General features: G+C 69.0%; 22 protein-coding genes and 1 pseudogene. 12 read left to right on the top strand and 11 right to left on the bottom strand.

Going from position 1 to position 23961, the window contains the following annotated elements:
- Positions 1-11 precede the first annotated feature (11 nt).
- Genes ABZ470_RS29520 through ABZ470_RS29505 form a run of 4 tightly spaced genes read right to left on the bottom strand, consistent with a single transcriptional unit; the run spans position 12 to position 3590 of the window.
- Positions 12-1232 carry an ABC transporter permease gene (locus tag ABZ470_RS29520; RefSeq protein WP_362915495.1) on the bottom strand — a complete coding sequence of 407 codons (1221 nt, stop codon included), beginning with the start codon at positions 1230-1232 and terminating at the stop codon, positions 12-14.
- Complete coding sequence (locus ABZ470_RS29515) at positions 1232-1939, bottom strand: ABC transporter ATP-binding protein (protein ID WP_362915493.1); 708 nt, start codon at positions 1937-1939, stop codon at positions 1232-1234. The genes ABZ470_RS29520 and ABZ470_RS29515 overlap by 1 nt, the downstream gene beginning before the upstream one ends.
- Entirely contained in the window at positions 1936-3063 is a 1128-nt protein-coding gene (locus tag ABZ470_RS29510) for a peptidoglycan-binding protein (protein ID WP_362915491.1), read from the bottom strand. Before ABZ470_RS29510 ends, ABZ470_RS29515 begins: the two co-directional genes overlap by 4 nt.
- A complete protein-coding gene (locus ABZ470_RS29505) occupies positions 3063-3590 on the bottom strand; it encodes a hypothetical protein (protein WP_362915489.1) in 528 nt (175 codons plus the stop codon). Before ABZ470_RS29505 ends, ABZ470_RS29510 begins: the two co-directional genes overlap by 1 nt.
- A 206-nt stretch (positions 3591-3796) precedes the next feature.
- Here ABZ470_RS29505 and ABZ470_RS29500 point away from each other — a divergent pair, with 206 nt between their 5' ends.
- Positions 3797-4453, top strand: coding sequence for a response regulator transcription factor (locus ABZ470_RS29500; protein WP_352016593.1), 657 nt, complete (start codon positions 3797-3799; stop codon positions 4451-4453).
- Positions 4450-5769, top strand: coding sequence for a HAMP domain-containing sensor histidine kinase (locus ABZ470_RS29495; RefSeq protein ID WP_362915487.1), 1320 nt, complete (start codon positions 4450-4452; stop codon positions 5767-5769). The genes ABZ470_RS29500 and ABZ470_RS29495 overlap by 4 nt, the downstream gene beginning before the upstream one ends.
- Before the next feature lie 105 nt (positions 5770-5874).
- Here ABZ470_RS29495 and ABZ470_RS29490 read toward each other — a convergent pair whose 3' ends face one another.
- The gene (locus ABZ470_RS29490) at positions 5875-6510 is read right to left on the bottom strand and encodes a M23 family metallopeptidase (protein WP_362915485.1); all 636 of its coding nucleotides are present in this window, start codon (positions 6508-6510) and stop codon (positions 5875-5877) included.
- Positions 6511-6743: 233 nt separating this feature from the next.
- Entirely contained in the window at positions 6744-7241 is a 498-nt protein-coding gene (locus tag ABZ470_RS29485; RefSeq protein ID WP_362915708.1) for a hypothetical protein, read from the bottom strand.
- 548 nt (positions 7242-7789) lie between these two features.
- Between ABZ470_RS29485 and ABZ470_RS29480 the strand changes: the two genes are divergently transcribed.
- The 4 genes from ABZ470_RS29480 to ABZ470_RS29465 all read left to right on the top strand — a co-directional run bounded on the left by ABZ470_RS29480 (position 7790) and on the right by ABZ470_RS29465 (position 11826).
- On the top strand, positions 7790-8650 hold the full coding sequence (locus tag ABZ470_RS29480; protein WP_362915483.1) for a hypothetical protein: 861 nt from the start codon (positions 7790-7792) through the stop codon (positions 8648-8650).
- Between the two features lie 547 nt (positions 8651-9197).
- Positions 9198-10019, top strand: a complete 822-nt coding sequence (locus ABZ470_RS29475) for a CPBP family intramembrane glutamic endopeptidase (RefSeq protein ID WP_362915481.1) — start codon at positions 9198-9200, stop codon at positions 10017-10019.
- Positions 10016-11170, top strand: coding sequence for a histidine kinase (locus ABZ470_RS29470; protein WP_362915479.1), 1155 nt, complete (start codon positions 10016-10018; stop codon positions 11168-11170). The genes ABZ470_RS29475 and ABZ470_RS29470 overlap by 4 nt, the downstream gene beginning before the upstream one ends.
- Positions 11167-11826: a response regulator transcription factor gene (locus ABZ470_RS29465; RefSeq protein ID WP_352016586.1), complete on the top strand. Its 660-nt coding sequence runs from the start codon at positions 11167-11169 to the stop codon at positions 11824-11826. The genes ABZ470_RS29470 and ABZ470_RS29465 overlap by 4 nt, the downstream gene beginning before the upstream one ends.
- On the opposite strand, the gene ABZ470_RS29460 is transcribed toward ABZ470_RS29465, so the two are convergent.
- The 3 genes from ABZ470_RS29460 to ABZ470_RS29450 all read right to left on the bottom strand — a co-directional run bounded on the left by ABZ470_RS29460 (position 11802) and on the right by ABZ470_RS29450 (position 13902).
- Complete coding sequence (locus tag ABZ470_RS29460) at positions 11802-12080, bottom strand: hypothetical protein (protein WP_362915477.1); 279 nt, start codon at positions 12078-12080, stop codon at positions 11802-11804. The two genes, ABZ470_RS29465 and ABZ470_RS29460, sit on opposite strands and share 25 nt — an antisense overlap.
- 569 nt (positions 12081-12649) lie before the next feature.
- The gene (locus tag ABZ470_RS29455; RefSeq protein WP_362915474.1) at positions 12650-13126 is read right to left on the bottom strand and encodes a nitroreductase/quinone reductase family protein; all 477 of its coding nucleotides are present in this window, start codon (positions 13124-13126) and stop codon (positions 12650-12652) included.
- On the bottom strand, positions 13123-13902 hold the full coding sequence (locus ABZ470_RS29450; RefSeq protein ID WP_362915472.1) for a glucose 1-dehydrogenase: 780 nt from the start codon (positions 13900-13902) through the stop codon (positions 13123-13125). Before ABZ470_RS29450 ends, ABZ470_RS29455 begins: the two co-directional genes overlap by 4 nt.
- Before the next feature lie 144 nt (positions 13903-14046).
- On the opposite strand from ABZ470_RS29450, the gene ABZ470_RS29445 reads away from it, so the two are divergent.
- A complete protein-coding gene (locus ABZ470_RS29445) occupies positions 14047-14691 on the top strand; it encodes a TetR/AcrR family transcriptional regulator (protein WP_362915470.1) in 645 nt (214 codons plus the stop codon).
- A gap of 343 nt (positions 14692-15034) precedes the next feature.
- Here ABZ470_RS29445 and ABZ470_RS29440 read toward each other — a convergent pair.
- Positions 15035-15112, bottom strand: a pseudogene (locus tag ABZ470_RS29440) (helix-turn-helix domain-containing protein); the annotation flags it as partial.
- On the opposite strand from ABZ470_RS29440, the gene ABZ470_RS29435 reads away from it, so the two are divergent.
- The 4 genes from ABZ470_RS29435 to ABZ470_RS29420 all read left to right on the top strand — a co-directional run bounded on the left by ABZ470_RS29435 (position 15105) and on the right by ABZ470_RS29420 (position 19480).
- On the top strand, positions 15105-15290 hold the full coding sequence (locus ABZ470_RS29435) for a hypothetical protein (protein ID WP_362915468.1): 186 nt from the start codon (positions 15105-15107) through the stop codon (positions 15288-15290). The pseudogene ABZ470_RS29440 and the gene ABZ470_RS29435 overlap by 8 nt on opposite strands.
- 112 nt (positions 15291-15402) lie before the next feature.
- On the top strand, positions 15403-16236 hold the full coding sequence (locus ABZ470_RS29430) for a DUF2637 domain-containing protein (protein ID WP_362915466.1): 834 nt from the start codon (positions 15403-15405) through the stop codon (positions 16234-16236).
- A 533-nt stretch (positions 16237-16769) separates the two neighbouring features.
- Positions 16770-16931, top strand: a complete 162-nt coding sequence (locus ABZ470_RS29425; protein WP_362779816.1) for a hypothetical protein — start codon at positions 16770-16772, stop codon at positions 16929-16931.
- 11 nt (positions 16932-16942) lie between these two features.
- Complete coding sequence (locus ABZ470_RS29420) at positions 16943-19480, top strand: DUF6493 family protein (protein WP_362915464.1); 2538 nt, start codon at positions 16943-16945, stop codon at positions 19478-19480.
- 482 nt (positions 19481-19962) lie between these two features.
- Here ABZ470_RS29420 and ABZ470_RS29415 read toward each other — a convergent pair whose 3' ends face one another.
- On the bottom strand, positions 19963-22263 hold the full coding sequence (locus tag ABZ470_RS29415) for a tetratricopeptide repeat protein (protein WP_362915462.1): 2301 nt from the start codon (positions 22261-22263) through the stop codon (positions 19963-19965).
- A gap of 164 nt (positions 22264-22427) precedes the next feature.
- Between ABZ470_RS29415 and ABZ470_RS29410 the strand changes: the two genes are divergently transcribed.
- A complete protein-coding gene (locus ABZ470_RS29410) occupies positions 22428-23819 on the top strand; it encodes an RICIN domain-containing protein (RefSeq protein WP_362915460.1) in 1392 nt (463 codons plus the stop codon).
- Positions 23820-23961: the final 142 nt, after the last annotated feature.

Raw genomic sequence — 23961 nt, 5'->3', positions numbered from 1 at the left:
TCGACCCCCGTCTACGGCGTGGACAGGGCCTCCGTCGGGGACAGACGGGAGGCGCGAACGGCCGGGTAGAGTCCGGCGACTGCGCCGATGAGGAGGGTCGCGGTGAGGCCGCCGATCGTGGCCCAGGCCGGCACGACCGAGGGCCAGCCGCTGTAGAGCGCGTACCCCGTCGTCACCGCTGTCCCCAGCAGGGTGCCGCCGGTGCCGCCCAGCGCCGACAGCAGCAGGGACTCGACCAGGAACTGCGTCCTGATCTGCCCCCTGGTGGCCCCCAGCGAGCGGCGCAGCCCGATCTCGGCGCGGCGTTCCAGCACCGAGATGACCATCGTGTTGGCCACCCCGACCCCGCCCACGAGCAGCGCCACCGCGCCCACCCCCAGGAGAAGGCCGGTGAACGCCTGGCTGGTCGCCTGCTTGGCGGCCAGCGCGTCGGACGGGCGGGAGATGTCCACCTCGTTCGGCGCCTCCGGGTTGGCCGTGCCCGCCAGCACCTGGCGTACGGACTCCAGCTTGGCCTCCTCCGAGCGGGTGTAGAGCGTGGTCGGGTGCCCGTCGAAGCCCAGCCGTTCCTCGGCCACCGGCCAGCCGACGAGAACCCCGCTGTCCAGCTCCGTGGCCAGCGCCACGGGCTTCAGGACGCCGACGACCGTGAAGCGGATGCCGCCGACGACAACCTGGGTGTCCGGCCCCGCCGCGCCGATGCCCAGCCGTTGGGCGGTGGACGAGCCGATCACGGCGGCGGGATAACGTTCGGTGGCCGCGTTCAGCCAGGTGCCGCTGTGCAGGGTCGCGCCCACCGTGTCGAGCAGGTCGAGGCGGGCCGCGTACGTGTTGAGCCCGCTGGTCTGGGCCTGCGGGATGTGCTCCGAGCGGTAGACCTTGGCCTCGGTGATCTTCGCGATGGACGAGGCCGACTCGACGGGCCCGATCCGCTCGATCATCGCCTCCGCGCCCTTCGGCATCTGGGCCGCCTCGCCGGTGATCGTCGAGCCCGCGGAGACGGTGAGCAGGTTCGTGCCCAGCGCGGAGAGCTGACGGTCGAGCTCGGCGCCCGAGGAGGACGAGAGCCCGACCACGCCGACCATGGCCGCGATGCCGATGGCGATGCCCAATGCCGACAGGAACACCCGCAACGGCCGGGTACGCAGGCCGACCGCGCCGACCCGCATCACGTCGCCCGGCCGCATCCGGGCCGGGGCCGGTCTGGGCCGCCGCATCTCGACGACCGCCATCACGCCACCCCTGGTTCCACGGGCTCGGGCTGCCTGGCGGAGTCGGAGACGATCTGGCCGTCACGCATGCTCACCCGCCGGGGCAGGCCGGCGGCGATCTCACGGTCGTGCGTGATGATCACGATGGTGGTGCCGCCCCCGTTCAGCTCGTGCAGCAGCTCCATCACCCCGGTGCCCGAGACGGAGTCGAGGGCACCGGTGGGCTCGTCGGCCAGGAGCAGCGGCGGATCGCCCGCCACGGCCCTGGCGATGGCCACGCGCTGCCGCTCCCCGCCCGACAGCTCGTGCGGCTCGTGGTCCATGCGGCGCTCCAGTCCCACTCGCTTGAGCGCCGCCGCCGCGCGGTGGCGCCGCTCGGCCCTGGTCAGGCCGGTGTAGACGAGGCCGTCGGCCACGTTGTCCAGCGCGGGGACCCTCGCGGCCAGGTGGAAGGACTGGAAGACAAACCCGATCGTGGTCGCGCGCAGCGCCGACAGATGGTTGTCGGACAGCTTGGAGACGTCGTAGCCGTCGATCTGGACGGTCCCCGAGGAGGGCTGGTCGAGCGTCCCGACGACATTCAGCATGGTCGACTTGCCCGATCCAGAAGGCCCGGAGATGGCGACCAACTCGCCATGCTCGATCCGCAGCGACACCGACTTCAGGGCCGCCACCCCGCCCGAATACGTCTTGGACACGTCCGTCAGCGCGATCATGGGGTACGTCATCTCGGCATCCCCACGATCATGCCCTCGCTCAGCCCGTTTCCGGACACCTCGACCCGACCGCCGGCAAACAACCCCGTCTCAACAGCGATATAGCTGGACTTTCCGCCCTTGATGACCTCCAGGCCGAAACCGCCCTCCCGCAGTGCCACCAGCGCCGCCACCGGCACGGTCAGCACGTCCTCGCGCCGCGACGCCGTGAACGTCACGTCCACCGACGCCCTGTCCAGCCTCCTGGCCGACCTGGCTGCCCCGATCGAGACCAGCGCCTCCACGCGCGTCTCCGGCTCGGCGTTCTGCCCGTCGCCCGGCTCGATGATCGTGGCCACCTCGGTGACCTCACCCTTCACACTCCTGCCGTCCGGCAGCGTGACCTCGACCATGGCGCCCTCCTTGGCCATCGGCTGGTCCTCGGCCGCCAACCGCACCGTGATCACCTTGGACGTGCCCGTGTACGTCAGCACCTGCTGCCCCGGCCGGGCCGGCTGACCCTCCTCCGACTCCAGGCTCTCCACCCGCACCTTGCCGGGGGTGAAGACGACCCGGCCCAGCTCGACCACGCCGGTCTCGTCCAGGCCGCGGTCCTCCTGCCACTCCCTGACGGCCACATAGGTGGCGTAGGTGTACTCCTCGTCCACCGTGAAGCCGTCGTAGCCAAGCTTGCTGAGGTTGCGCTCCAGGTTCTCGACGTCCTTGCCCTTCATGCCGATCTTGAGATCCCGGTAGGCGGGCACATCCCCGTACAGAAGCATGACCGGCTTGTCGTCCAGGCGGTACAGCGACTTGCCACGTGTGATCGTCGCGCCGCTGTCGGGCAGCCAGGTGACCGTGCCGGCCTGACGGGCCATGGCCGAGGTCACGGGGCCGTAGCCGAGCTCGCCGTCGGCCTCCCTGGTGTCGTTCAGGGTCTGCCTGGTCACCGTCGTGGTGGCCGGAGGCAGGGCCGCGGCCGACTGCGTGCGACCGGCGCCGCCCTCGAACAGGCCGACGCTGTTGACCGCGACGAACCCGCCGCCCGCCGCCGCTGCGAGCAGCACTCCGGCCACCAGCCTGCCCCTGCCACGGCGGCGCCGCCTGGGAGGCGTGGCCCCCGGCTCCGTCCTGCCGTCGACGGTGGCCGTCGCCATCAAGAACCTCCCGGGCCGGCGTCAGCCGACTCCTGCTTGCACTTCTCCTCCGCGGCCTTGAAGTCGGGGTCCTCGCCGACCTCCCGGGTGATGCGCATCATGCCGCCCTCGGGGTCGGGATAGGCCTCGACGCCGTTGTCGCGCATGCACTGGGCGAGCCTGCGCAGGTTCTCGGTCGCCTTGGGGTCATCGCGGACCTGCCGGCCGCTGGGGGCGTACCGCCTGCACGCTTCCTGAGCCGCCTCGACTTTCCCCTGTGGCGTGTCCTTGTCGAACTTCATCATCATCTTGCCGCTGGAATCGGGGTCCGGCATGTCGACGCCGTTCTCCCGCATGCACTGGGCGAACTTCAACGCCATCTCCCGCGGGTCCGCGCTGGGCGGGGCGCTGTCCGCGGCCCTGGCACCGGCGCCGTCGTTCACCGAGGCCACGTCCGCGCCGCCCCCGTCGCCCGAGCCGCAGCCGGCCAGAAGCAGGGTGAGCGCGAACGGTGCCGTGACCAGCGTGCTGAGGACTCGTCGTCTCATGGGAGCTCTCCTTGTCGAATGAACCGTCGGATGAACTGTTCGAGGGTTGGGGCCGGACACGTTCGGCGTCTCCGCTGCACGGCTCATCTCGTCGTGATCCTCTCTGCGGGAACGTTGAGAGGGATCACATCTACCGGCCGGCGCCTATCGACGGGCGATCGGCGGACCATATGTGGTCCATATGCGAGCGTTGCGATACTGCCCGGATGCGTGTGCTCCTGGTCGAAGACGAGCAGCCCCTCGCCGGATACATCCAGGCGGGGCTGCGCAAGCACGGCTTCACCGTCGACGTGGCCCTGGACGGCCGTAGCGCGCTGGACAAGTGCGAGCTCACTCCGTACGAGGTGGTGGTCCTGGACCGGGACCTGCCCATCGTGCACGGCGACTCCGTCTGCCGTCGGCTCGCCCAGCGAGGCGAGTCGCGGGTGCTGATGCTGACCGCCTCCGACGCCGTGGAGGACCGGGTCGGCGGACTGATGCTGGGAGCGGACGACTATCTCGGCAAGCCGTTCGCCTTCTCCGAGCTGGTCGCCCGGGTTCACGCCCTGGTACGGCGCAGCGCACCGGCCCGTCCGCCGGTGCTGCGCATCGGCGGGGTGAGCCTGGATCCGGCCCGGCGCAGCGCCGAGCGGGACGGCAGGCTGCTGCGCCTGACCCCCAAGGAGTTCGGCGTGCTGGAGCAGCTGCTGGCCGCCGACGGTGACGTGATCAGTGCGGAGACGCTGCTGGAGAGGGTGTGGGACGAGCACGCCGACCCGTTCACCAACGCGGTCCGGATCACCGTCGGCACGCTGCGCCGCAAGCTCGGCGACCCGCCGCTGATCGAGACCGTCATCGGCGCCGGTTACCGGATCGGCCCGTGAGGCTGACCGCCCGGGCCCGGCTCGCCATCTTGCAGACCGCCCTCGTGCTGGCCGCGGGGGCCGCGCTGACCGGCTTGACCTACCTGTTGACGAGGCGGCGCCCGGCGTTCTTCACCCGACTGGTCTCGCCCGGGCCCAATCCGCGGGGCGTGTTCCAGCCGGTGCCGCTGTGGCCACAGCCGCAGGACCTGCTCTATCTCGCCGACCAGGTACAGGCCGACACTCTGGCCGCGCTCCTGCCCCAGGCCGGCCTGGCGCTCGTCACGGTGACCGCCCTGGCCGCCGTACTGAGCTGGCTGGTGGCCGGCCGGGTACTGCGACCGATCCGTGTCATCTCCGCCGCCGCCCGGCGGCTGTCGGCCGAGAACCTCACCGAGCGGGTCCCGGTCACCGCCCCGGCCGACGAATTGTCGGCGCTGGCCTGCACGGTCAACGACATGCTGGACCGCATCCAGCGCGGCGTCGCCGAGCGAGACCAGATTCTGGACAGCCAGCGGCTGTTCACCGCCAACGCCGCCCACGAGCTGCGCACCCCGCTGACCACAGCCCGCACCGCCATCGACGTCACGCTGGACGGCCACCCCAGCCGTGACGAGCTGCTCACCATGGCCGGCGACGTCCGCGACGCCGTCACACACATGCAGCGCGTCCTGGACGGGCTGCTTCTCCTGGCACGCAGCCAGGCCGGTCTTACAGCGCGGCAACCAGCCGACCTCGCCGCCATCGCGGCCACCGCCCTCGACGCCGCCCAAGCGCGAGCGGCGGTCGCCGACGTCACAGTACGGCCCCGGCTCCGGCCGGCACCGGTCACCGGCGAACCAGTCCTGCTGGAACGAATGATCGGCAACCTGATCGATAACGCGATCCGCTACAACCAGGCGGGCGGGCACCTGGCCATCGACACGGACACCGCGGGCGGATGTGCCGTCCTGCGGATCTCCAACACCGGCCGGGAGATCCCGCCCGAGGCGGCGGAGACGCTACTGGAACCGTTCGTGCACGGGCAAGACCCCCGAGTCCGCACCGACGGCCTGGGCCTGGGACTGACAATCGTCCGCGCGATCACCCTCGCCCACCGGGGACGCATCGCGATCAGCGCCCGCTCCGGCGGTGGCCTCGACATCACCGTCGACCTCCCGCACGACCCGACGGCCACGGAGATCGGCCGGCACGACGACGCGACGCGGCCGCCGCTCACGCCTGGCGTCCACCACGCGCGCGGCAGAGCCAAGAGCCGTCCTGTTGAACGAGCGCCCCGGCACCTGTCGGATGCGGGACACCCCCGGCGGTGGCCTGGCTCAAGGAGACGACGCTGAGCGCCTCCTGCCGGGTGGTGGGGCATGACGAGCATTCGAGCTGTGGAGCGGCTGTCGTGACTTTCCGTTCGAACGCGCCTCGCCGAAGGGGTCACGGCTGACACTTCACCGGCTGTTCCGGTGCGGCTCCTGCGCGGTGATGACCTCGCCGTCGCGCGGTAGTGATCCTCTGAACGTCACGGGCACCGCGTTGGCGTGCTCGACGTCGCGATTGTCGATCGCCTGGACGTGGACGTGGGGCTCGGTGCTGTTGCCGGAGTTCCCGCAGCGGCCGAGCACGTCGCCGACGTGCACTCGTTGCCCGGGCCGGACCTCGACGCCGCCGTGTTGGAGGTGGCAGAGGGCGACCACGACGTCCGCGTGCTCGATCAGCACATGGTTTCCGGCGAGTGCCACCCAGCCTGCGGCGGCTCGCCGGCGCTGGCTCAGGGCGTAGCCGATCGAGGGCAGGCCGCGATACGCCGGGTGGTCAGGCTCGGTGTCGTGCACGGCCAGGACGACACCCGCGACGGGTGCCAGGATCGGGCGTCCGAAGCCGGGGAACCTCTCGGGTGGTTCCGGGCGTACGAGAGAGCCGAACGTGATCGGTGCCGTGCGCCCGGCGCCGCCGACGGGCACGAAGTCGATCGCGTAGGACGTGGCGAACAGAGTTGTCCCGTGGCTGGGCACCCGGTTGGCGGGACTGTTCTGGACCAGCCAACGGCCGGTGAACGGGTAGTCCAGATCGATGGAAACGGCCACGCGGCTCCTCTCTCCGGCCTGACGCGAGCCCGTGAACGCGAACGAGCGGGTGTTCTCGCCCGCGCTCACATTCTCCCACCGTGACGACAACGGCAGGGGAAGCGGTCAGATCATGACCGCTTCCTGCGGCATGACGACCTTCATGCCGAAACCCTCAGCACGGCCGCCGGTGTTGCCGTCGCCACTCCAAGCACGCTTCCAGTTGCGGCGGTGTCGCGAAAGTGCCGTTCCCGCTAGTTGAAACAGTCCTGCTTGTTGAGCGAGATACTGTAATCGGCGACCTTGCCGCGCGTGATGTCGAACAAGTAGTAGGCCTTCTTGTTGCCGGGGACCGTGATCGAGTAGAAGCCCTGGAAGGTTTTCTCGATGTGCGGGTAGGCCGCCTTCAACTGCTTGGCGGTGGAGCCGATCTTGATGCCTTCCGGGGTTGTCATGCCCTTCGCGGCGAAGATGGCGGCCAGTCCCACCTTCGACGAGATATAGACGCCAACCGAGTCCTTGGGGGTCGGAAACTGCTTCAGGTCCCAGCCGGAGCAGCCGTCGTTGCTCGGGGCGCCCGGCGTCTTCTTGACGACCTTCCTCGTCGCCTTGGCCTGCTTGACGGTCATGCCGAGCTTGACGGCGCCATAACCGTAGGGGCCCAGCGTCGGCTTGGCCTGGGCGTTCGCCGCGGTGGCGCCGGAGACCAGCAGTGAGCCGACGAGGAGCGAGGCCCCGATCACCGTTTTCATCATGTTCTGTCTGACTGCGAAACGGCGGTGAAGGTTTTGGGTAGAGCTACCTTTCCTCCGGTGACGCCGATCCGAGCCAGGGGCCGGAAAATTTGATGTCATGAGGATTCCTCCGTGCATCAGGGGTGGATGAGACCGTCGCCCATAGGCGCCGCCCGGTAGAGCCGCAGATGATTACCGTCGCTGCGGAGTTTCCTCTGGACAGGGCGTTGACATGTCAAACATTCTGAGAGAAGCCTCCGAGGAGGATCGATTTTTGGCGGCAGCCCAGTATCGGCCGGGCATAAACAACACATCGGGGGCGCGGGCGACGCGTACGCGGACGGTGTTTCCCATGGCGCTGTCCTCCGAACTACCGATGGCCGCGATCCGGTTTCGCGGCCGACCGTGGTTGTCGGCCGCTGATGAGAAAGGTAGGAACACAGGACCCCGCCCCGAATCACCCCGTGGTGGACATTCCGTGTAGCTCGCACGAGGGACAAGCGCGACAACGTCGTGGGGACCGTAGGCCGGCTGATCGCCGGATTTGCCCTCTCGTCATCACCTTCATGGCATCATGCTGCGCCATCGATTATCAGGGGCGGTTTCGTCGTGCAGCGCTCGCCTTGAACGTCCCAGAGGACGAGATCAGCAGATTCGTCAAGCACCTCCGGTTGTCGACCGGGTTGTGCGGAGGCTCCGGCGGTGTTCCGGTCGGGCGGTTCGGCGGATCGCCCCCACTGCCGGTGGGCCGGGACCGGCCGTCCCACCGGGGCAGCCGGTTGCCGTTCGTCTTCTCCGTCAACTGCGCGAAGCCGCCGAAGGTCGACGGCTCGCTGCTGTTCTTCCTCGACCATGAGGCCGGCAGGGTGGAAGGAGATCGGGGATACGCGTGCGTCGTGTACGTACCGGTCGGCACCGGTACCGCGGTCGCAGAATCACCCGACTCTGAGCTCGTCGGCAAACAGTACGACCTCAGCGCCACACTCCTGGCAGAGCCGCCCGACTGGTTCCCGCCACACGACGAGGACGAGGAGGATCTGTCACCCTTCCAGCGGCAGCCGGCCCGTGACCTGGAGCGTGACATGCCGCACCTGGACGAACTCCGCGCTGTGGCCTACGACCTCTGGCCGCCCGACGAAGGGCTCGCCAGCACCTATATCGGCGGGTATGTCGACGACGAGGTGATCACGAGCATCGCGGAGCAGACCCTCGCGGAGCGTGAGAAGGCGGGCGAGATCGTCATCCCGATGGGGAAATGGTATTCCCATGTGGAGAAGGAGAAACACCGGCTGACAAGTGAGTGGATGTCGCTCGCCTGTTTTCCCGTGGCCGATGAGTTTTATTCCGGGAGTTTTGTGATCCGCTACGACGACCTGGCCGCCGGCCGGCTGGACAAGGCGTATTCCGTGACCGAGTTCAGCGAGTAGTACCCCCGGCGCCCATCGCGATGGCCGGCCGGCCACCCCTGCTGGGCTTCGGGGTGCCGTAACCTCCTGTAGGGAGGAGACGCCTGGGGCGCCGTACTGGCTGATAACCCTTGAGGTCAACTGGCTTCTTGGGCCTTTTTCAACCTGACGGTGCCGGTCAGCGCGGGTGCAGGGAATTGGGGGAGATGAGTCCCCGGCAAGACAGCAGTCGCCCCAGATCCGACACCCCAACCGGGAGCCTCGTCGCTGTCCAACCGCACTCTTGATCCGCCTGGCCAGCCTGATCCGGGCCCACCACGCCGAACGGTGCTCCCGGTGGCGCCGGGGGAAGGCCGCAGTCGCCGCTCCCTGCCGTGTGGTGCGGGATCCGCTGGGGATGCGCGCCGTCTGCGGCGGCGTCGGAGGCCGCCGAGGGGCGTTGTTGTCCCCCATGCGAGCTACTGGCGATTGTCCACCTGGTGGGGACGATCCCGGCGCGCCGGATGCCTAGCGTTTCCCGGTGTAGCGGCGGAGCCCCGCCGTGTGACCCGCACGTGAGGGAGTCGTCATGCGGTTGTTGAAACAGTTCGTGCCGGTCGCGGTGGTCGCCTTCGGCGGTAATGTGATCATGGGCGTGGTGCAGGGCAGTCCACTTCTCACCCTGCTCTTCGGCGTTGCGATGGCCGCACTCGCCGTCTTCGTCTACGCGCGGACGGTGCGGTGGTCCGAGGGCCGCACACCGGCTGAGGTGGCGACGCAGGGAGCCGCCGGCACCGTCGCGAAGGGGGCGCTGATCGGTGTCGCGCTGTTCGCGGCAGTCATCGTGAGCATCGCCGTCGTGGGCGGCTACCGGATCGACGGTCTGGGTTCACCGGCGGCTGCGGTCGGGCTGCTGGGCGTCATGGCCGCCGTCGCGGTGAACGAGGAGCTGTTGTTTCGCGGCATCCTGTTCAGGATCGTCGAAGAACGCATCGGTACGTGGCCGGCGCTGGTGCTGACCAGTCTGCTGTTCGGCCTGTCGCACCTGTTGAACCCGCATGCCAGCCTGTGGGGTGCGATCGCCATCGCGATCGAGGCGGGCAGCATGCTCGCCGCGGCCTACGCCGCCACGCGCACTCTGTGGGTGCCGATCGGTGTGCACTTCGGTTGGAACTTCGCGGCGGCCGGCATCTTCGGCGCCGAGGTGTCGGGCAGCGGCGTGGCGCAGGGATTGCTGAGTGGTGTGACGTCGGGCCCCGCTGCGCTGACGGGCGGTGCGTTCGGTCCGGAGGCGAGCCTGTTCGCGGTGGTGGCCGGCCTGCTGCTGACGGTCGTGTTCATGCGGCTGGCCCGTCGGCGCGGAAACGTGGTCCCGTTCCGGCGCGGCGCGGACGCTACGCTCGCACGGTGATCGATCTGCGGCGGATCATGGAGCTGTGGCGGCGGTGTGACGTCGTGATCCGGGATTCGGTGTTCGGGCTGCTGGTCGCCGTCGCGTCGCTACTACCGGCCCTGCACGGCAAGGGGACGCAGGTCGGTGATCTGCCGATGGGCCCTTTCGACGGGCTGGCCTTGGTGGCGATCGCCCTGCAGTGCCTTGCGCTCGCCGTGCGTCGACGGTGGCCGGCGATGTGCCTGGTTCTGGTGTCGCTCGGTTTCGTCCTCGACCAGGTACGCGCCTACCACGTGTTCGCGAGCAACGCGATGCCCATCGCGCTCATCAGTGCGGGCGCGCACCTGGAGCGGTACCGGCGCGTCACGGTGGTCGTGCTGTCCATGGCGTATGTCGCGCTGGCGCTGGTGCTGGACCGGTTGGGCGGGACCGAGAGGGTGGAGGGTTATGTGGCGTTCTACCTGGCGCTGACGCTGGCGTGGGGCACGGGGGCGTGGTTGCGCTCGTCTCGCGCGGCCGAGGCCGAACGCCGTCGCCATGCCGCCGAGGCCACCCGTGCCGCCGAGCGTACGCGGATCGCCCGCGAGCTCCATGACGTGGTGACGCACCATGTGACGGCGATGGTCGTGCAGGCCGAGGCCGCGCGTTATCTGACCGCGGTTCCCGACCGCCTTGACGCGGCGCTGGGTACCGTCACCGACACCGGTCGGCGGGCCATCTCCGATCTGCGCCACATGCTCGACCTGCTCAAGGCCGATCATGACAGTGAGGTCGGGGTGCCTTCCGCGGGTGAGCTGGGCACGCTCGTGGAGCAGACCCGTCAGGCCGGGCAGCCGGTGGAGTTCACCGAGGAGGGCAGCGCGGCGGAATCGGCGGGCAGTGCCGAGTTCGTGGCCTACAGGGTCGTGCAGGAAGCCCTGACGAACGCGCTCAAATACGCCTACGGCAGCCGTACCGTGGTTGCGGTGCGCTACGGGGAGAAGGAGATCGGCGTGGAGGTGAGCACCGACGGTTCGGGTTCGCGGACCGGTTCCCCCGGTGGTAGCGGGCGAGGGCTGGCCGGGCTCCGCGAGCGGGTCAACGCCTTGGGCGGTGAGTTCAGTGCGGGCCGGCGGACGGGTGGCGGCTTCGTGGTGCGGGCCCGCATCCCGGCGGGACGCCCGTCGTGACGGCGCCGCTTCGCGTGCTGGTCTGCGACGACCAGGCGCTGATCCGCACCGGTTTCGCGACGATCATCGATGCTCAGCCCGACCTTGAGGTGGTGGGCGAGTGCGGCGACGGCCGTACCGGGGTCGATCTGGCCCGGCGGCTGCGTCCGGACATCGTGGTGATGGACGTGCGGATGCCGGTGCTGGACGGCATCGAGGCGACCCGCAGGCTGGCCGGCGCCGGGGTGGCCGATCCCGTCAAGGTGCTCGTGGTGACGACGTTCAACCTGGACGAGTACGTCTATGAGGCGTTGCGGGCCGGGGCAAGCGGGTTCCTGCTGAAGGACGCGCCGCCGGCGCAGTTGCTGCACGGTATCCGCACCGTCGCGACGGGTGCGGCCCTGTTGGCTCCGGAGGTGACGCGGCAGCTCGTCGGCAGGTATGCGGCACGCATCCGTCCCGTCAGAGGAACGGAGAACGATGTCCCGTTGACTCCGCGTGAGCTGGAGGTACTGCGCTTGATCGCCGATGGCCTGTCCAACGGCGAGATCGCCGCCGCGCTGGTGATCAGCCAGGAGACCGTCAAGACGTACGTGTCGCGCATTCTCACCAAGCTCGATCTGCGCGATCGCGTGCAGGCGGTGGTCTACGCCTACCGCCGGGGCCTGGTGACCTGAGAGGCGCTGCGCGACCCGGTCTGCAGGGTCAGCAGGGCGCTGAAGTGCGGGCTGAGCGTCAGCCAGTCAATGTCGTCCCGGCTGAGCTGCCCGCGCAGCCGGCTACGGGCCTCGGTCACCCACGACAGGTACTGCCCGTGCAACTCGGCGACTGAGGACGGGCTGTGCGCGAGGTTGACGGCGGCCGTGTGCACGTGACGCAGAGCCGCCAGCACGTTGGACCGGTCGGCGTTCGCGTCAAGGGTGATCAGCATGCAACCCAGCGTGCCCGACTACGGCGGCCCGCCGTCACCGACTAAGCGAGGGCGCGCACCGGCAGCCCCACGGCCCCGCCCCGGCAGTGGTCTCCGATGCCGCCGGGCACGAGACTGTACCGGCGTCCCTGGGCACCCGTTTCATGAGCGGGTCACAGCGTCTGGACCTGCCACTGCCACCCGGTCGCCTCCTGGCAGGCCGCATGAATGGTGTGGCCCTGAGGGGAAGCCGTCATGAGCTGGTTGATCTTCGCCAGCAGTGTGATGGCGAACCTCTGGGCAGGTCGGGCTGGCCATGGGCGCGGGAGACGATCTGGATGGGCTCGCGGCCGTCGGCGGGAACAATCTGCACACCGCGAGCATCGGCGTGCGCCGCAACGATCAAATCAGCGCGAACGGCGCGCCCCTGAGCGTGGACGAGCGGCCAGGGCGTTGGCCCGTTTCAGAGGTCAGTTCGGTGACAAGGGCCGCCCACCCGCCAGTCGCGTACCTGACCTCTCAGGTCAGTACATCTAGCCGCGACTACACCCCAGTCCCTGGGAACAGGTCACGTGTCGAGGAGTCCGCGATCACGGCCGCTGGCGGAAGCTGATACGCATCAGTCGGCTGTCGGCCCAGTCTTCGAGTCGTGTCGGCCGGATGGTGCCGGGGTCGTGGGGTTGATTGAGGTCCGCGACGATCTCGGTCAGCACGGTCTGACGTTCAGCTGGGTCGGTGACCGGCGTGGCTCGTGCGGGCAGATCCGCGCGGGTCCCGTTTTTGAGGTGGAAGGTGAAGTTGGGATTGGCGAGAAGGTTCGCATGCCAGTCGGTCGCGGCCCTGCCCGCGCCGCTACACAGGTAGGTTGCGCCCGCAGCCCGGTAGAAGAAGATCTCGATGCGGTGTGGCCGGCCGGTGCGTCGCCCCAGCGTCGTGATGTCGATGATCCGTTCTCTGGTGCTCGCGGCGGGGGTGATCTCGATGGCTCGCCGGACGTGGTCGGGCAGGTGGGATAAGGACGCGTCCCGTGCGGCGTCGTTCGACCCGGTCGTGTCTGGAGTGCTCATGCGGTCTCGGTCTGAAGGGCGGGGCCGAGGAGGAGTCCACCGTCGATGATGTACTCCGACCCTGTGATGAACGACGCGTCCGATGACGTGAGGAACAGGAGGAGCCGGGTGACGTCGGTCGGCTCTCCGAGCCGGGGGACGGCGAACGGCTCGGGTGAGTAGAAGTCGGCGATCGCCGCGGTGGCGCCGGCCGCTGGTTCGTGGATGAAGGAGGTCGCGATCACGCCGGGGTGGATGGTGTTCACCCGGATGTGGTCGCGGCCGAGTTCGAGTGCTGCCGTTCGGGTGAGGCCTCGTACGGCCCACTTGCTGGCGACGTACGGTGCGTAGTACGCCGTGCCGCCCAGGGCCATGGTCGAGGCGATGTTGACGATGGCTCCCCCTGCCGCGCGGCGCAGAGCGGGGGCGGCGACCTTGATGCCGAGGAAGGTCCCTGTGAGGTTGATGTCGAGGATGCGCGACCACGTGGCCTGCTCCGTGTCTTCGATCGTTGCCGGCGGGTTCTGCACGCCCGCGTTGTTGACGAGCACGTTCAGGGCGCCGAAGGCGCTCTCGGCGGCTAGCACAGCGTCGGACCATGAGCTTTCGTCGGTGACATCGAGGCGGGTGAAGCGAGCGCGGGTCCCGAGCTCGTCGGCGAGAGCGGTGCCGCGTTCGGCGTCGATGTCGCCGATCACCACGTTTGCTCCCTCCGCGTGAAAGGCGCGTACGTGGCTCGAGCCCTGGCCGCCGGTCCCACCGGTCACGAGCACGGTCTGGTCGTCGAAGCGGGGCATCAGATGTTCCTTCGGTACGGGGGTGACCGGCCGGGAGCTTCGGAGACGAACGCCGGCCGATGGTGAGCTGAGTGACTCACCACTGCCCTGACACTAGATCGATGGCAATGGTGAGTCAAGCCACTCATCTTGTATGCTCGGCCCATGAGCAAGGTCGTGACGACGTACCACCAGCGCGTCGCCCAGGAGAAGCGCGCGCTGATCGTGACGGCCGCGACCGCACTGTTTCTTGAGTTGGGCTACGACCGGACGTCGCTGGCGCGGATCGCAGAGCGCTCGGGCGTTTCGCGGGCCACCTTGTTCAAGCAGTTTCCGAGCAAGGCTGCCCTGTTCGACGCCATCGTGACCGAGTCCTGGGCGACCGCTGACGAAGAGGATCCTCCGTCGGCAGGCAACATCGTCGACGGGCTCAGCACCATCGGTCGCCGCTACGCCGAGCTGTTGAGCCGCCCCCAGATGACCGACCTGTTCCGAATCGTCATCGCCGAGCTGCCGCGATTTCCCGAACTCGCCAATGCGCAGTTCTCGCACGGGAAGATGCCCTACTTCGAGTCCGTACGCGGCTATCTCCTGGCCGAGCACGAGGCGGGAACGGTGCGGATCGAGGACGTGGAGCTCGCAGCCACCCAATTCCTGGGCATGATCTCCAACTACGTCTTCTGGCCGACACTCCTCGTGCCGGGCTGGAAGGTGAGCGCCGAACGCGTCGCTCAGGTAGTGGACGAGGCCGTCCACACCATCGCCGCCCGGTACGCCGCGCCCGGACCAGGGCCGTCCACCCGCGACTGACCCGCCGATCGCGACTGAGTCCCACCGCCGCCAAGAAACTGCTGCCTAAGCAATCGAGTCTGTCGGCCCCAAGGACGTTCGCGAGGCACCTCCGTGAAGGCAACAACGCCCGTTCCGACCAGGTCACGGCTATGCATGGACCAGGCGTGATATCAGAGGGAGCCGGTAACGTCGAATTCCTCCGGGAGAGGTCCAGGTGGAAAAATCGGTGATGCCGCCACTCGGCGGGGGTCGTCCGGGAGATCAGGCAGATGCGCTCTCGCACCCACTCACCGATCCTCCGCGGACGGCCTCCGCTCCATTTTGGGTCCAAAGCCTCGAATCCTCGCTCGTCGAACGCATGCACCACCTGGCGAACGTAGTCATCACTGACCTGCATCAACGTCTTGATGGCGGAAGCGGACTGTCCTTGTGTGGACATCAGCACCACGATCGCCCGCCGCAGCTTCACCGGATCCCTGGCTGAGCGGGTGATCCTCTGCAGGCGCCGCTTCTCCATCGTCAACGCACGGACGAACACCTCGGGTTTACGCGCCACGGCCACCTCCCAAAACTCCTCCGGGACCAGGCTGGCCTGCTCCCCCGCCGAGATCAAATAGCCCAGCAAGGTTCGGTGACACCACTAGCCCGCCGTACTGGGGGCTGCGGCACTACTGCGGCGGCGAGTACGGCCAGGAGCGCACCCCCGAGGCGTACGTCGAAAGACTCCGCGTGACCTTCGCCGAGACCCGCCGGGTCCTGTCCGAGGCCGACCCGAACGACAAGGCCGAGGTCCACGCGCAGACCGGCCTGCGCCTGACCTATCAGCCCCAGAAAAAGCTAGTGGAGGCTCGGGTTCAACCCGGCCTCCACATGTGCGAAAGGTACGTGTCCGAGGGGGGAGTCGTACCAAACGCACACGTCTTCACGCTGACCACCAGGTTTCTGCTGGGTCAGGGGCGAGCGGCGATGGTGCCGGACTCGCTCACGGTGCGCCGGATCCAGCGCACGACCATCGCCTGTGTCGCTCTTCTGGCGGTCATCGCGGCCGTGGTCTCGTTCCGTCACATGCACGAGCTGTGCCTGCGTCACGGTGAGGACCGCCTGGCGGCGGTGCTCATCCCGCTGGCCGTCGACGGCATCATCGTGGTCGCCTCGATGTCCATCCTGCTGGCCAACCGGTACGGCTCCCGCGGCGGCGCCTTTGCCTGGACCCTGCTCGTGGTCGGCAGCCTGGCCGGCCTGGGCGTCAACATCGCCGTGGCCGAACCCGGCTTGACCGGCCGCGTCATCGCCGCCTGGCCGAGCGTCGCGCTGATCGGCAGCTACGAGCTCCTGATGTCCCAGATCCGCCGGGTCTCCTGGAACACCGGACGGCAACCCTCTGAGCCTCAGCAAGAGCCGGAAGATGAGCATCCCCGGGAAGGCGTGGTGGTCTTGCATCGTGAGGCGCGGGAGAACGGCTGGCCAGATGGGACGCTCCCTTCGGAACGGGCGATCGCCGAACGCTTCGAGCACAGCCCCCGCTGGATCAAACGAGCAGGCTTGACCGGAAAACTGGGGTGAGTTGCTTGTCGCGCTCCGGGTTCGCCGGTTGCGGCCAGGCCGGACTCATCTGGTGTCCGCGCCGAAGCCTCCAAGTGTCCATGCGGCAGGCCGCGGTGGGAAGGGGCCGTGACCACCGTGCACCGGCAGGTCAGACGGGCGGGGCCGCATCTATTACGGAGAGCGTGCGCACCGGTGTGTACCCGGGCAGAGGTGTGTCCCAGGCGATCTCGACCGGAGGCGTGAGCGTGCCGTCGGTTGTCGCCGGGATCCGGATACCGACCCCGCCGTTGCCTCCCGCGGTACGCGGAAGCGATGCCAGGGGCCCGCGTCTGTGATCAGTCCGATCGCCGAGCTGAGCGTGTGCAGTTCCTGTGTCCGTCGCGCGCCGCCCGTCGCCGCCTCGAACGACGGCCTGGACTCCGGACAGGGGTGACCGCCTGGTACCTCATCGCAGCCCAAGGAGGGAACCCCTTCCGGCTGTGACACCGATCTGCTGGGTGCCTCCGCCTGCCCAACTGCGCCGGTGCCCGGCAACACCGGCACGACACATCGTGGCTGTCCTTCCGAGACCAGGGGAGCAGGCCACCGGTGCGTTGTGCAGTCAGCGCGACGCCAAGGGCGAGAAGCGGGAGAACGGCGCCTGGCCCTACCTCGACGACCAGGCCGGCACCGAGCCTTCACGCTCGTCTCCTGATGTCGGTGGCCTGCCCTAGGCTCCCCTGCCATGACCACCCCCTGGGATCATGTCGAGGCCGCGATCGCGGGCTCGGACACCGCGGCGATCGTCGCCCTGGTGACCACCCTGACGGAGACGGACCGCAAACCGATCGCCGCCCGGCTCCCCGCCCACCTCCAGGTCATCCGCGCGTCCGATGACCCTGAACGCCGCTGGATCGAGCCGATGCGGCTCGTCGGACTCGGCACGATCGCCACCCCGGCCGCCGCGCTGACCTGGCTGTTCAAACGCGACTTCACCCGCGATCAAGCCGTCCTGCCGATCTCCCAGGCCGGTCCGTGCGCCGCGATCGCCCGCTCCCGCCCGGATGACTGGCGCCGCGACTTCGCCGTACGGCTGGCGCTGCGCCTGCGCTCCCTGGACCCGGGCGATGGCGGGCTGGAGCGCCTCACTCTGATCCTGTTGCGGGAGACGGGCGCCGAGCCACCGCGCCACGACCCGCTCACCGCCCTGTGGATCGCCACCGCCGATCTCGGGAGCCTGGCCGAGGACCCGCTCACCGACGCGCTGCTGCCCACGATCTTCGAGGCGGAAGGCGCGGGCAGGCTGCTGCGCCGCGCCGACTACTGGGGACGGCGCGGCACCGACGGGTGGATCGACGCGCTCACCGGCTTGGCCGAGGCGGGCCGTACCAGGCGCGAGACCCTGCTGGACGGCTGCCGCAGCCGTTTCCTGCGCGGCGCACCGGCCTTCGACCTGCACTTCTTCACCCTCCTGCACGAACGGCTCGCGCCCACGGACGAGGAACTGCGTCCCCACCTCGGCGACTACCTGGCGTTGCTGCCCGCCGCCCCCGGCCCTGTCGCCGAGCTGGCGCTCGGAGTGATCCGCAGGCTGTCCGCCACGCCGCCCGCCGACGCCGTCGAGGCGCTGCTGTTCCGGCCAGAGGGCAAGCTGGTCAAGGTCGGCCTGTCCCTGCTCGACAAGCTGCTCAAGGCCGGAGCCGATCCCGACGACCACATCACCGCACTGGCCGTCGCCCTCACCTGCGCGTCGGCCGGGGCTCGCGAACGCGCCGTCAAACTGGTTGTCGCGCACGCCGCGAAACTGGGGGAGGCGAGCGTCGAGGCGGTGCGTACGGCGATCGACAGCCTGCCCAAGGCCGAGGGTGACGCCACCATCCGCGCGGTCTGGGACGTGTTGCCGCCCGAGCGAGGCCGGGTGCTGGCCGAGGTCTTCGGCGGAGATCCGGTGCCGGAACCCGAGCCGGAGGGCGAGCCGTTCGTCCCCCCGCCGCTGCCTATGGTGAGCAACCCGCACCCCACCCCACCCGACATCGACCACCCGAGCCGGCTCGCCCGCGTCAAGCTGATCTGGTGTGACTGGCTCGACGCCGACCGGTGGCTCGACGGCTTCGTCCGGCTGACCCGCGACCACCGCCGGGACCTCGTCACCGCCCTGCGCCCGCTCGCCGAGTCCGGCAGCCGCTCCGACGGCGGCCACAAGGACTTCCGCACCCTGCCTGACCTGCCCGCCTGTGTCGCCGCCGCGCTCATCGGCCTCGGCGAGGCACCGCAGGAACGCAGCCCGCTCTCCCGGCGGACGGCTTTGCCCGGCGAGGTGCCCGTCTGGGACCTCCAGCTCCAGCGCCGGACGGCCGAGATCCTGCGGGCCCTCGCGGACGACGCCCTGCCGCCGTGCCTGCTGGCCACGCCGACCAGGCAGAACGGGCTGATCGACGCCGGAATCCTGATCGAACGCCTCACCAGGCACGAGCGGGCCGGGATCGAACCGCTGCCACTCGACCTGGCGCAGGCGTTGTTGCGGCTTCGCCGTACGGTGACGGAGCTGGAGCTGCGGAAGGCGGCGCGGCTGAGGTCAGCGGCCGGGCGGCGGCTGCACCGATGGCTCACCAACCGGCCGACAGACCCGGAGGTGACGCTGACCTGGGGCGAAAAGCCCACGGTAACGCTCACGATGGACGCGGAGCTGGAGGAACTGGTCGGCGATCTGTTCGAGCAGCAGTGGGGCAAGCACCCTGACGGGGATGTGGCGATCTTCGCGGCCCATCGGGAGCTGGCCGCGGTCGCGGTGCTGCCCGGCTCATCCGGCTATGTCTCGGGGTTGAGCGCTCTGGTGTCGGCAGAGGGGCCGGTCGGACCGGCGATGAGCCTGCTGCTGGCTTCCATGATCGCCGGTGATTACGGCGCGCTCGACCTGATGCGGCTGGCCGCCACCGGCCCCGCTCCCTGGCCGGAGACAGGGCGTTGCCTGGCCGTGTTGCTCCAGCGGGGTGCGAAACCCGCGAAGGCGCTGTCCGCGCTGCGGCTGGCGGCCGAGCGGGGCGCCCATCACGCGGTCTGGGAGATCATGGCCGGGTTGCTGGAGGTCTACCTGCCGGGGGAGAAGCCGACGAGCGCGCACACCCGCCTGGTCGCCTTCGCCGCCGACGTCGCCGGATGGGCCAACGCCCAGGGCGAGCTGCCCGCCGTCACCACGCTCGCCGCCGGAACCCGTAAGAGCCGGCTGCTGGAGCAGGCCCAGCGCCTGCACCGACAACTCACCGGCGTTGGGCCGGCACGATGACCGTTACTCGGTGTGCCGGTGGTCGCGTCGGCGAACCGATGACACCCATGAGCTCGCCCGGCTGAACGGCTGCCCGCATGAACACACCCTTCCAACTCTCCGGTACCGCGCAGGGCGTCGGCCTCGGCCGTGGTCTCCCGCCATGGATCGCGACAGATCCGGATCCTGCCGCTGGATCTGCTTCACGGGCCACCGCGCGGGGGTCACGCTGTTGTCCGTGGCCATCGCCTGGCTCTCCTTTGAACCCGATCTCCACTACCCGATGGATCACGCGACGGCCGTCTCATGCTTGTGACCAGGTCGAACTCGTATCGCTACGACCGGACTCGCCGATGTCGTCACGTGGCCAAGCGATCGAAGGATTCACATCAGCCGGCTCGAACGAGGATCTGGTCTCCGTTCCACTCCCCGTGGGCGGGGCGGGTCCGCGTTGACGTCGAGAAAGGCACCGTAGGTGTCATGAAGCGAAGGGCCCCATAGTGTCAAAGGTCGTCCAGGGCCTGGCGTACCCGGCTCTGCCCGTTCAGGTCGCCGGTCTCGGTGAAGAGGGTCATGGCCTGCTCCAGATGGTCTCGGGCCTGCGGATGGTCGGCCATCTCGGTGCAGGCACGGCCGAGGGAGTACAGCAGCAACGCCATGATCGAGACATTGCCCGCGGCACTGAAGTACGGCAGGGCCCGGTGGTAGTGGTCGGCCGCCTCCTGCCAGCGGCCCTGAGCGGCCAGGTCGTCCCCGATGTCTTGCAGGCACAGGCCCACGCCTAGGTCCCACTGCGTGGCGGGAAATTCGGGCCTCCCGGTGAGGTAGATCCCGAGGAGGCCGGTATGCACCAGCAGGGCCGTCACCGGGTCTCCCAGTTCGCGTAGTACCTCGCCGAACTTACGTGCCGCCACCGTGTGGCCGAGGAAGTCGCCCGACCGGACGAAGAACCGGGAAGCGAAGTTGAAGTGTTCGGCCGCGCGTTCCAGGTGCTCCCGCTCCGTCCCCAGGGGGCAGGCCTCGGGCCGGCGGGCGAGTGAGAGGTGGGCGCCGCCCTGGTAGAACAGGGCCCAGGCCTGCTCGCGGAGGTCGCCCACCTGCCCGGCGAGGGCGAACGCGCGGGCGGCGTGTTCGAGGCCCTCGCGGTGGCGGCCCAGGCAGTACGTGAGCGTCCAGGCGCAGTAGTTCAGATGCACGGTCTCCTGGCGGCGGCAGCCGAGCGCGCGAGCGGCCCGCGTCGACAGGGAGAACAGCGTCAGCCAGTGTGGCCAGTGGCCGCGGAGGTCGGAGAACCAGTGCATGGCCTCGGCGACGTCCAGGACCAGCTGGTGCTCGCCGTCCGCCGCCGCCGAGCCGACGGCGGCGAGCCAGGCGTCGACCTCGGTGTCCAGCCAGGCGGCGGCGGGCTCACGCAGGGAGAAACGCAACGCGGTGTCCGGCAGCACGGCCCGGACAGGGGAGGGGCTGAACAGCTGTCCCGCTCCGATCGCGGTGTGCAGCAACCAGGCGCGCATGCGCTCCTCCGCCTGCCGTACCCGCTCGACCGGCTCCTCCGCGCGTAACCTCGCCTGGGCGAATAGCAGCATCAGGTCGTGGAAGCGGTAGCGGTCAGAGTGGGTCGCCTGCAGCAGGCTCAGGTCGACCAGTTCTTCCAGCACCGCCGTCGTCTCCTCCTCGTCGATCCCGACGAGGACAGAGGCGAGCGGTACGGCGAAGCCACCCCCGGGAGCCAGAGACAGCAGCCGGAACACGGCCGCCGCGACGGGCGAGAGCTGACTGTAGGAAAGCTCGAAGACGACGTCGACCCTGAGGTCACCGGCGACCAGCGCGGTCAGGCGGCGGTCGTTGTCGACCAGACGATCACCCAGATGGGCCACGGTCCAGCCCGGCCTGCTGGCCAGCCGGTTGCCGGCGATGCGCAGTGCGAGCGGCAGGTTCCCGCACAGGGCCGCCACCTGCGCCGTGGCCTGCGGATCCTCCGCCGACCTGTGCTCGCCGATGATCCTGGTGAGTAGCTCGACCGCCTCGGACGGCGGCAGCGTGTCCAGTTCCATCCGGTGCACCGACTCCAGGCCTGCCAGCGGACGGCGGCTGGTCACCACGATCATGCAGCTACCGCAGGCGGGCAGCAGCGGCCGTACCTGAGCCTCGTCGGCGGCGTTGTCCAGGACGAGCAGCATTCTGCGTTCCCTGGTCAGCGACCGGTACAGCCGGGTGAGCTCCTCCGCGCCGCGCGGGATGCGGCTGTGCTCCACCCCTAACACGTGAAGGAGCCGGGTCAGCGCCGCCACGACGCCGAGCGGCACCTTGTCCGTCCCCCGCAGGTCGAGGAAGGTGCTGCCGCCGGGAAAGTGGCTGGTCAGGGCGTGAGCGGTCCACAGGGCGAGCGTTGTCTTGCCGAGTCCGGGCAGGCCGGAGAGTACGGCCACGACGGGACTGCCGCCGCCGGGCGCGGACAGCGCCGCCAGCTCCCGCAGCTTGGCCAGCTCGGCGCTCCTGCCGGTGAAATCGCCGACACTGCGCGGCAACTCGAACAGGCGCGTCCCGGGGGCGGGGCGCGGCGACGGGCGACCGGCCTTGGCGGCGTCGATCAGTTCACGCCGCGCCTCGGCGTCCAGCCCGAGCGCGTCGGCCAGCGCCTCCACCGAGCGACTCCTGGGGGCTTTGCTACGGCCGCGCTCCATGTCGCCGATCGCTCTGCCGCTGAGCGCCGACGCCTCGGCCAGTTCCTCGATGGTGAGTCCGGCCGCGTACCGGTGAGCGCGCAGCAGAGCGGCGAAGGAACGCGATGGATCGGTCGACACCTGGCCTCCTCGGCAGCCCGATCCTCCTCACCCGCAAGAGGAAGATCGCGATTCTTCCCATCATCCTTCCTGCGGTTCTTCCTGGTGTGGGATTTGTGAACATGGTCCGATTTGTACACGGAGGGGTTCTTCTTTGGCGCATCGCAAACGATCCAAGGAGATCTGTGTTCTCGCATCTCAAACGGCTGGTGACCGCCTGCCTGGCCATTGGGGCGCTCGTGTTCACCGCGCTGCCCGCCTCGGCCGATGTCCCCACGCCCATCCTCGGGAACTACACGCCGTCGGGCTGGTGTGACCTGCCTCCCGCAACCGGCGGAGGCGACTGCTACACCGAGCTGATGAAGTCGATCCTGACTCTGGTCTCCGGCTGGCGCGGGGCCTCCCTGAAACAGCAGCAGGAGAACGAGAAGTTCACCCAGAGCGTGGTCGACTACGCGATGGACGCCTTCCCCGGCTACAACGTCATGGTCTTCAAGTACAAGGGGACCGACTCCTGGGAGGTCCCCTGGTTCAGGAACGACTACAAGGCCGACATGACCGAGGTCCTGATGGACGTCGACTACGAGCTGGTGCACGACCCCAAGGGCTGGACCAGCCGTGACTGGTTCCGCATCTGGATCTTCCGTGGCGCCTCCACCTTCGTCAACAAGGGTGACGGCGGCTACATGAACTGGGCCTTCGGTGGCGCGTTCGACCGCTCGGGCGGCAATGTCACCTTCTCCGCGCGCCGGAGCAACTCCATCACCAAGCAGCTCGCCTCGGACGCGGACCGCATCTCCTGCCTGGAGACGAGCAACCACGCCGTACAGCTGGGCACCTGCAAGGCCGGCGGTTCCGGTCAGAAGTGGACCTACAACGGCATCCGTGTCGTCGGCCCCGACAACCACTGCCTCAGCAGCACGGAACTCGCCGTCGGAGCCCAGCTCATCACCGCGCCCTGCGACGGCAGGGATCCCAGGCAACGCTGGTACCACAATGTCAGCGGCACTCTGCGCAACATCGGCAGCCCGCTGGACCACAGCAAGGACCTCTGCGTCGACATCCCCGGCGGCACCACCAAGCCCGGGAAGAAGCTCCACCTGTGGGGGTGCGGCTCGGCCAAGGATCGTGACAAGGCCAACCAGGACTTCAGCTGGTACGACTACACCTCCGCGCCTGGCCCGACCAACGGTTCCTACTTCCTGCTCGCCTCCAACGGGCTCGGCGTCGCCGCGAGCGGCACGGCCAGCGGCAGCCAGGTGATCAGCGCCATCCACGGCCTCCCGAACAGCAAGTGGAGCATCGAGCAGCTCGCCTCGGGGCGCAACCAGTGGAAGATCGTCAACGCGGAAGGGCTGGCCCTGTCCAGGAGGGCGGACTACACCGCGGAGGCCCGCACCTGGACCGGAGCCCGCGATCAGAAGTGGGAGATCATCGACAAGGGCGACAACCAGTGGATCGTCCGCCTCGACGCCGACAACTGCCTCACCCACGACTCCGACTTCAAGCCGATCGGCGTCTGGACCTGCGAGGGCTCCTACGACGAGGTGTGGCGGGCGCTGTACGCCGGTAAGTAGGACTCCCGAAAACGTGCTCCCCCCTTCGCCGGGAAACTTATCACCGGTTTTCCGGAAACAGGGGAGGAATTTCCGGTTCCGTGTTTCCCGGGATTTCCAAAAGGTGCCCACCTTGAAATCTCAGAAGAAGAATCCTACGGAG

This window comes from Streptosporangium sp. NPDC020072, assembly GCF_040631445.1.
Classification (GTDB): domain Bacteria; phylum Actinomycetota; class Actinomycetes; order Streptosporangiales; family Streptosporangiaceae; genus Streptosporangium.
The sequence above is the reverse complement of the archived record's forward strand: the minus strand, read 5'-3'. Positions and strand labels throughout refer to the sequence as shown.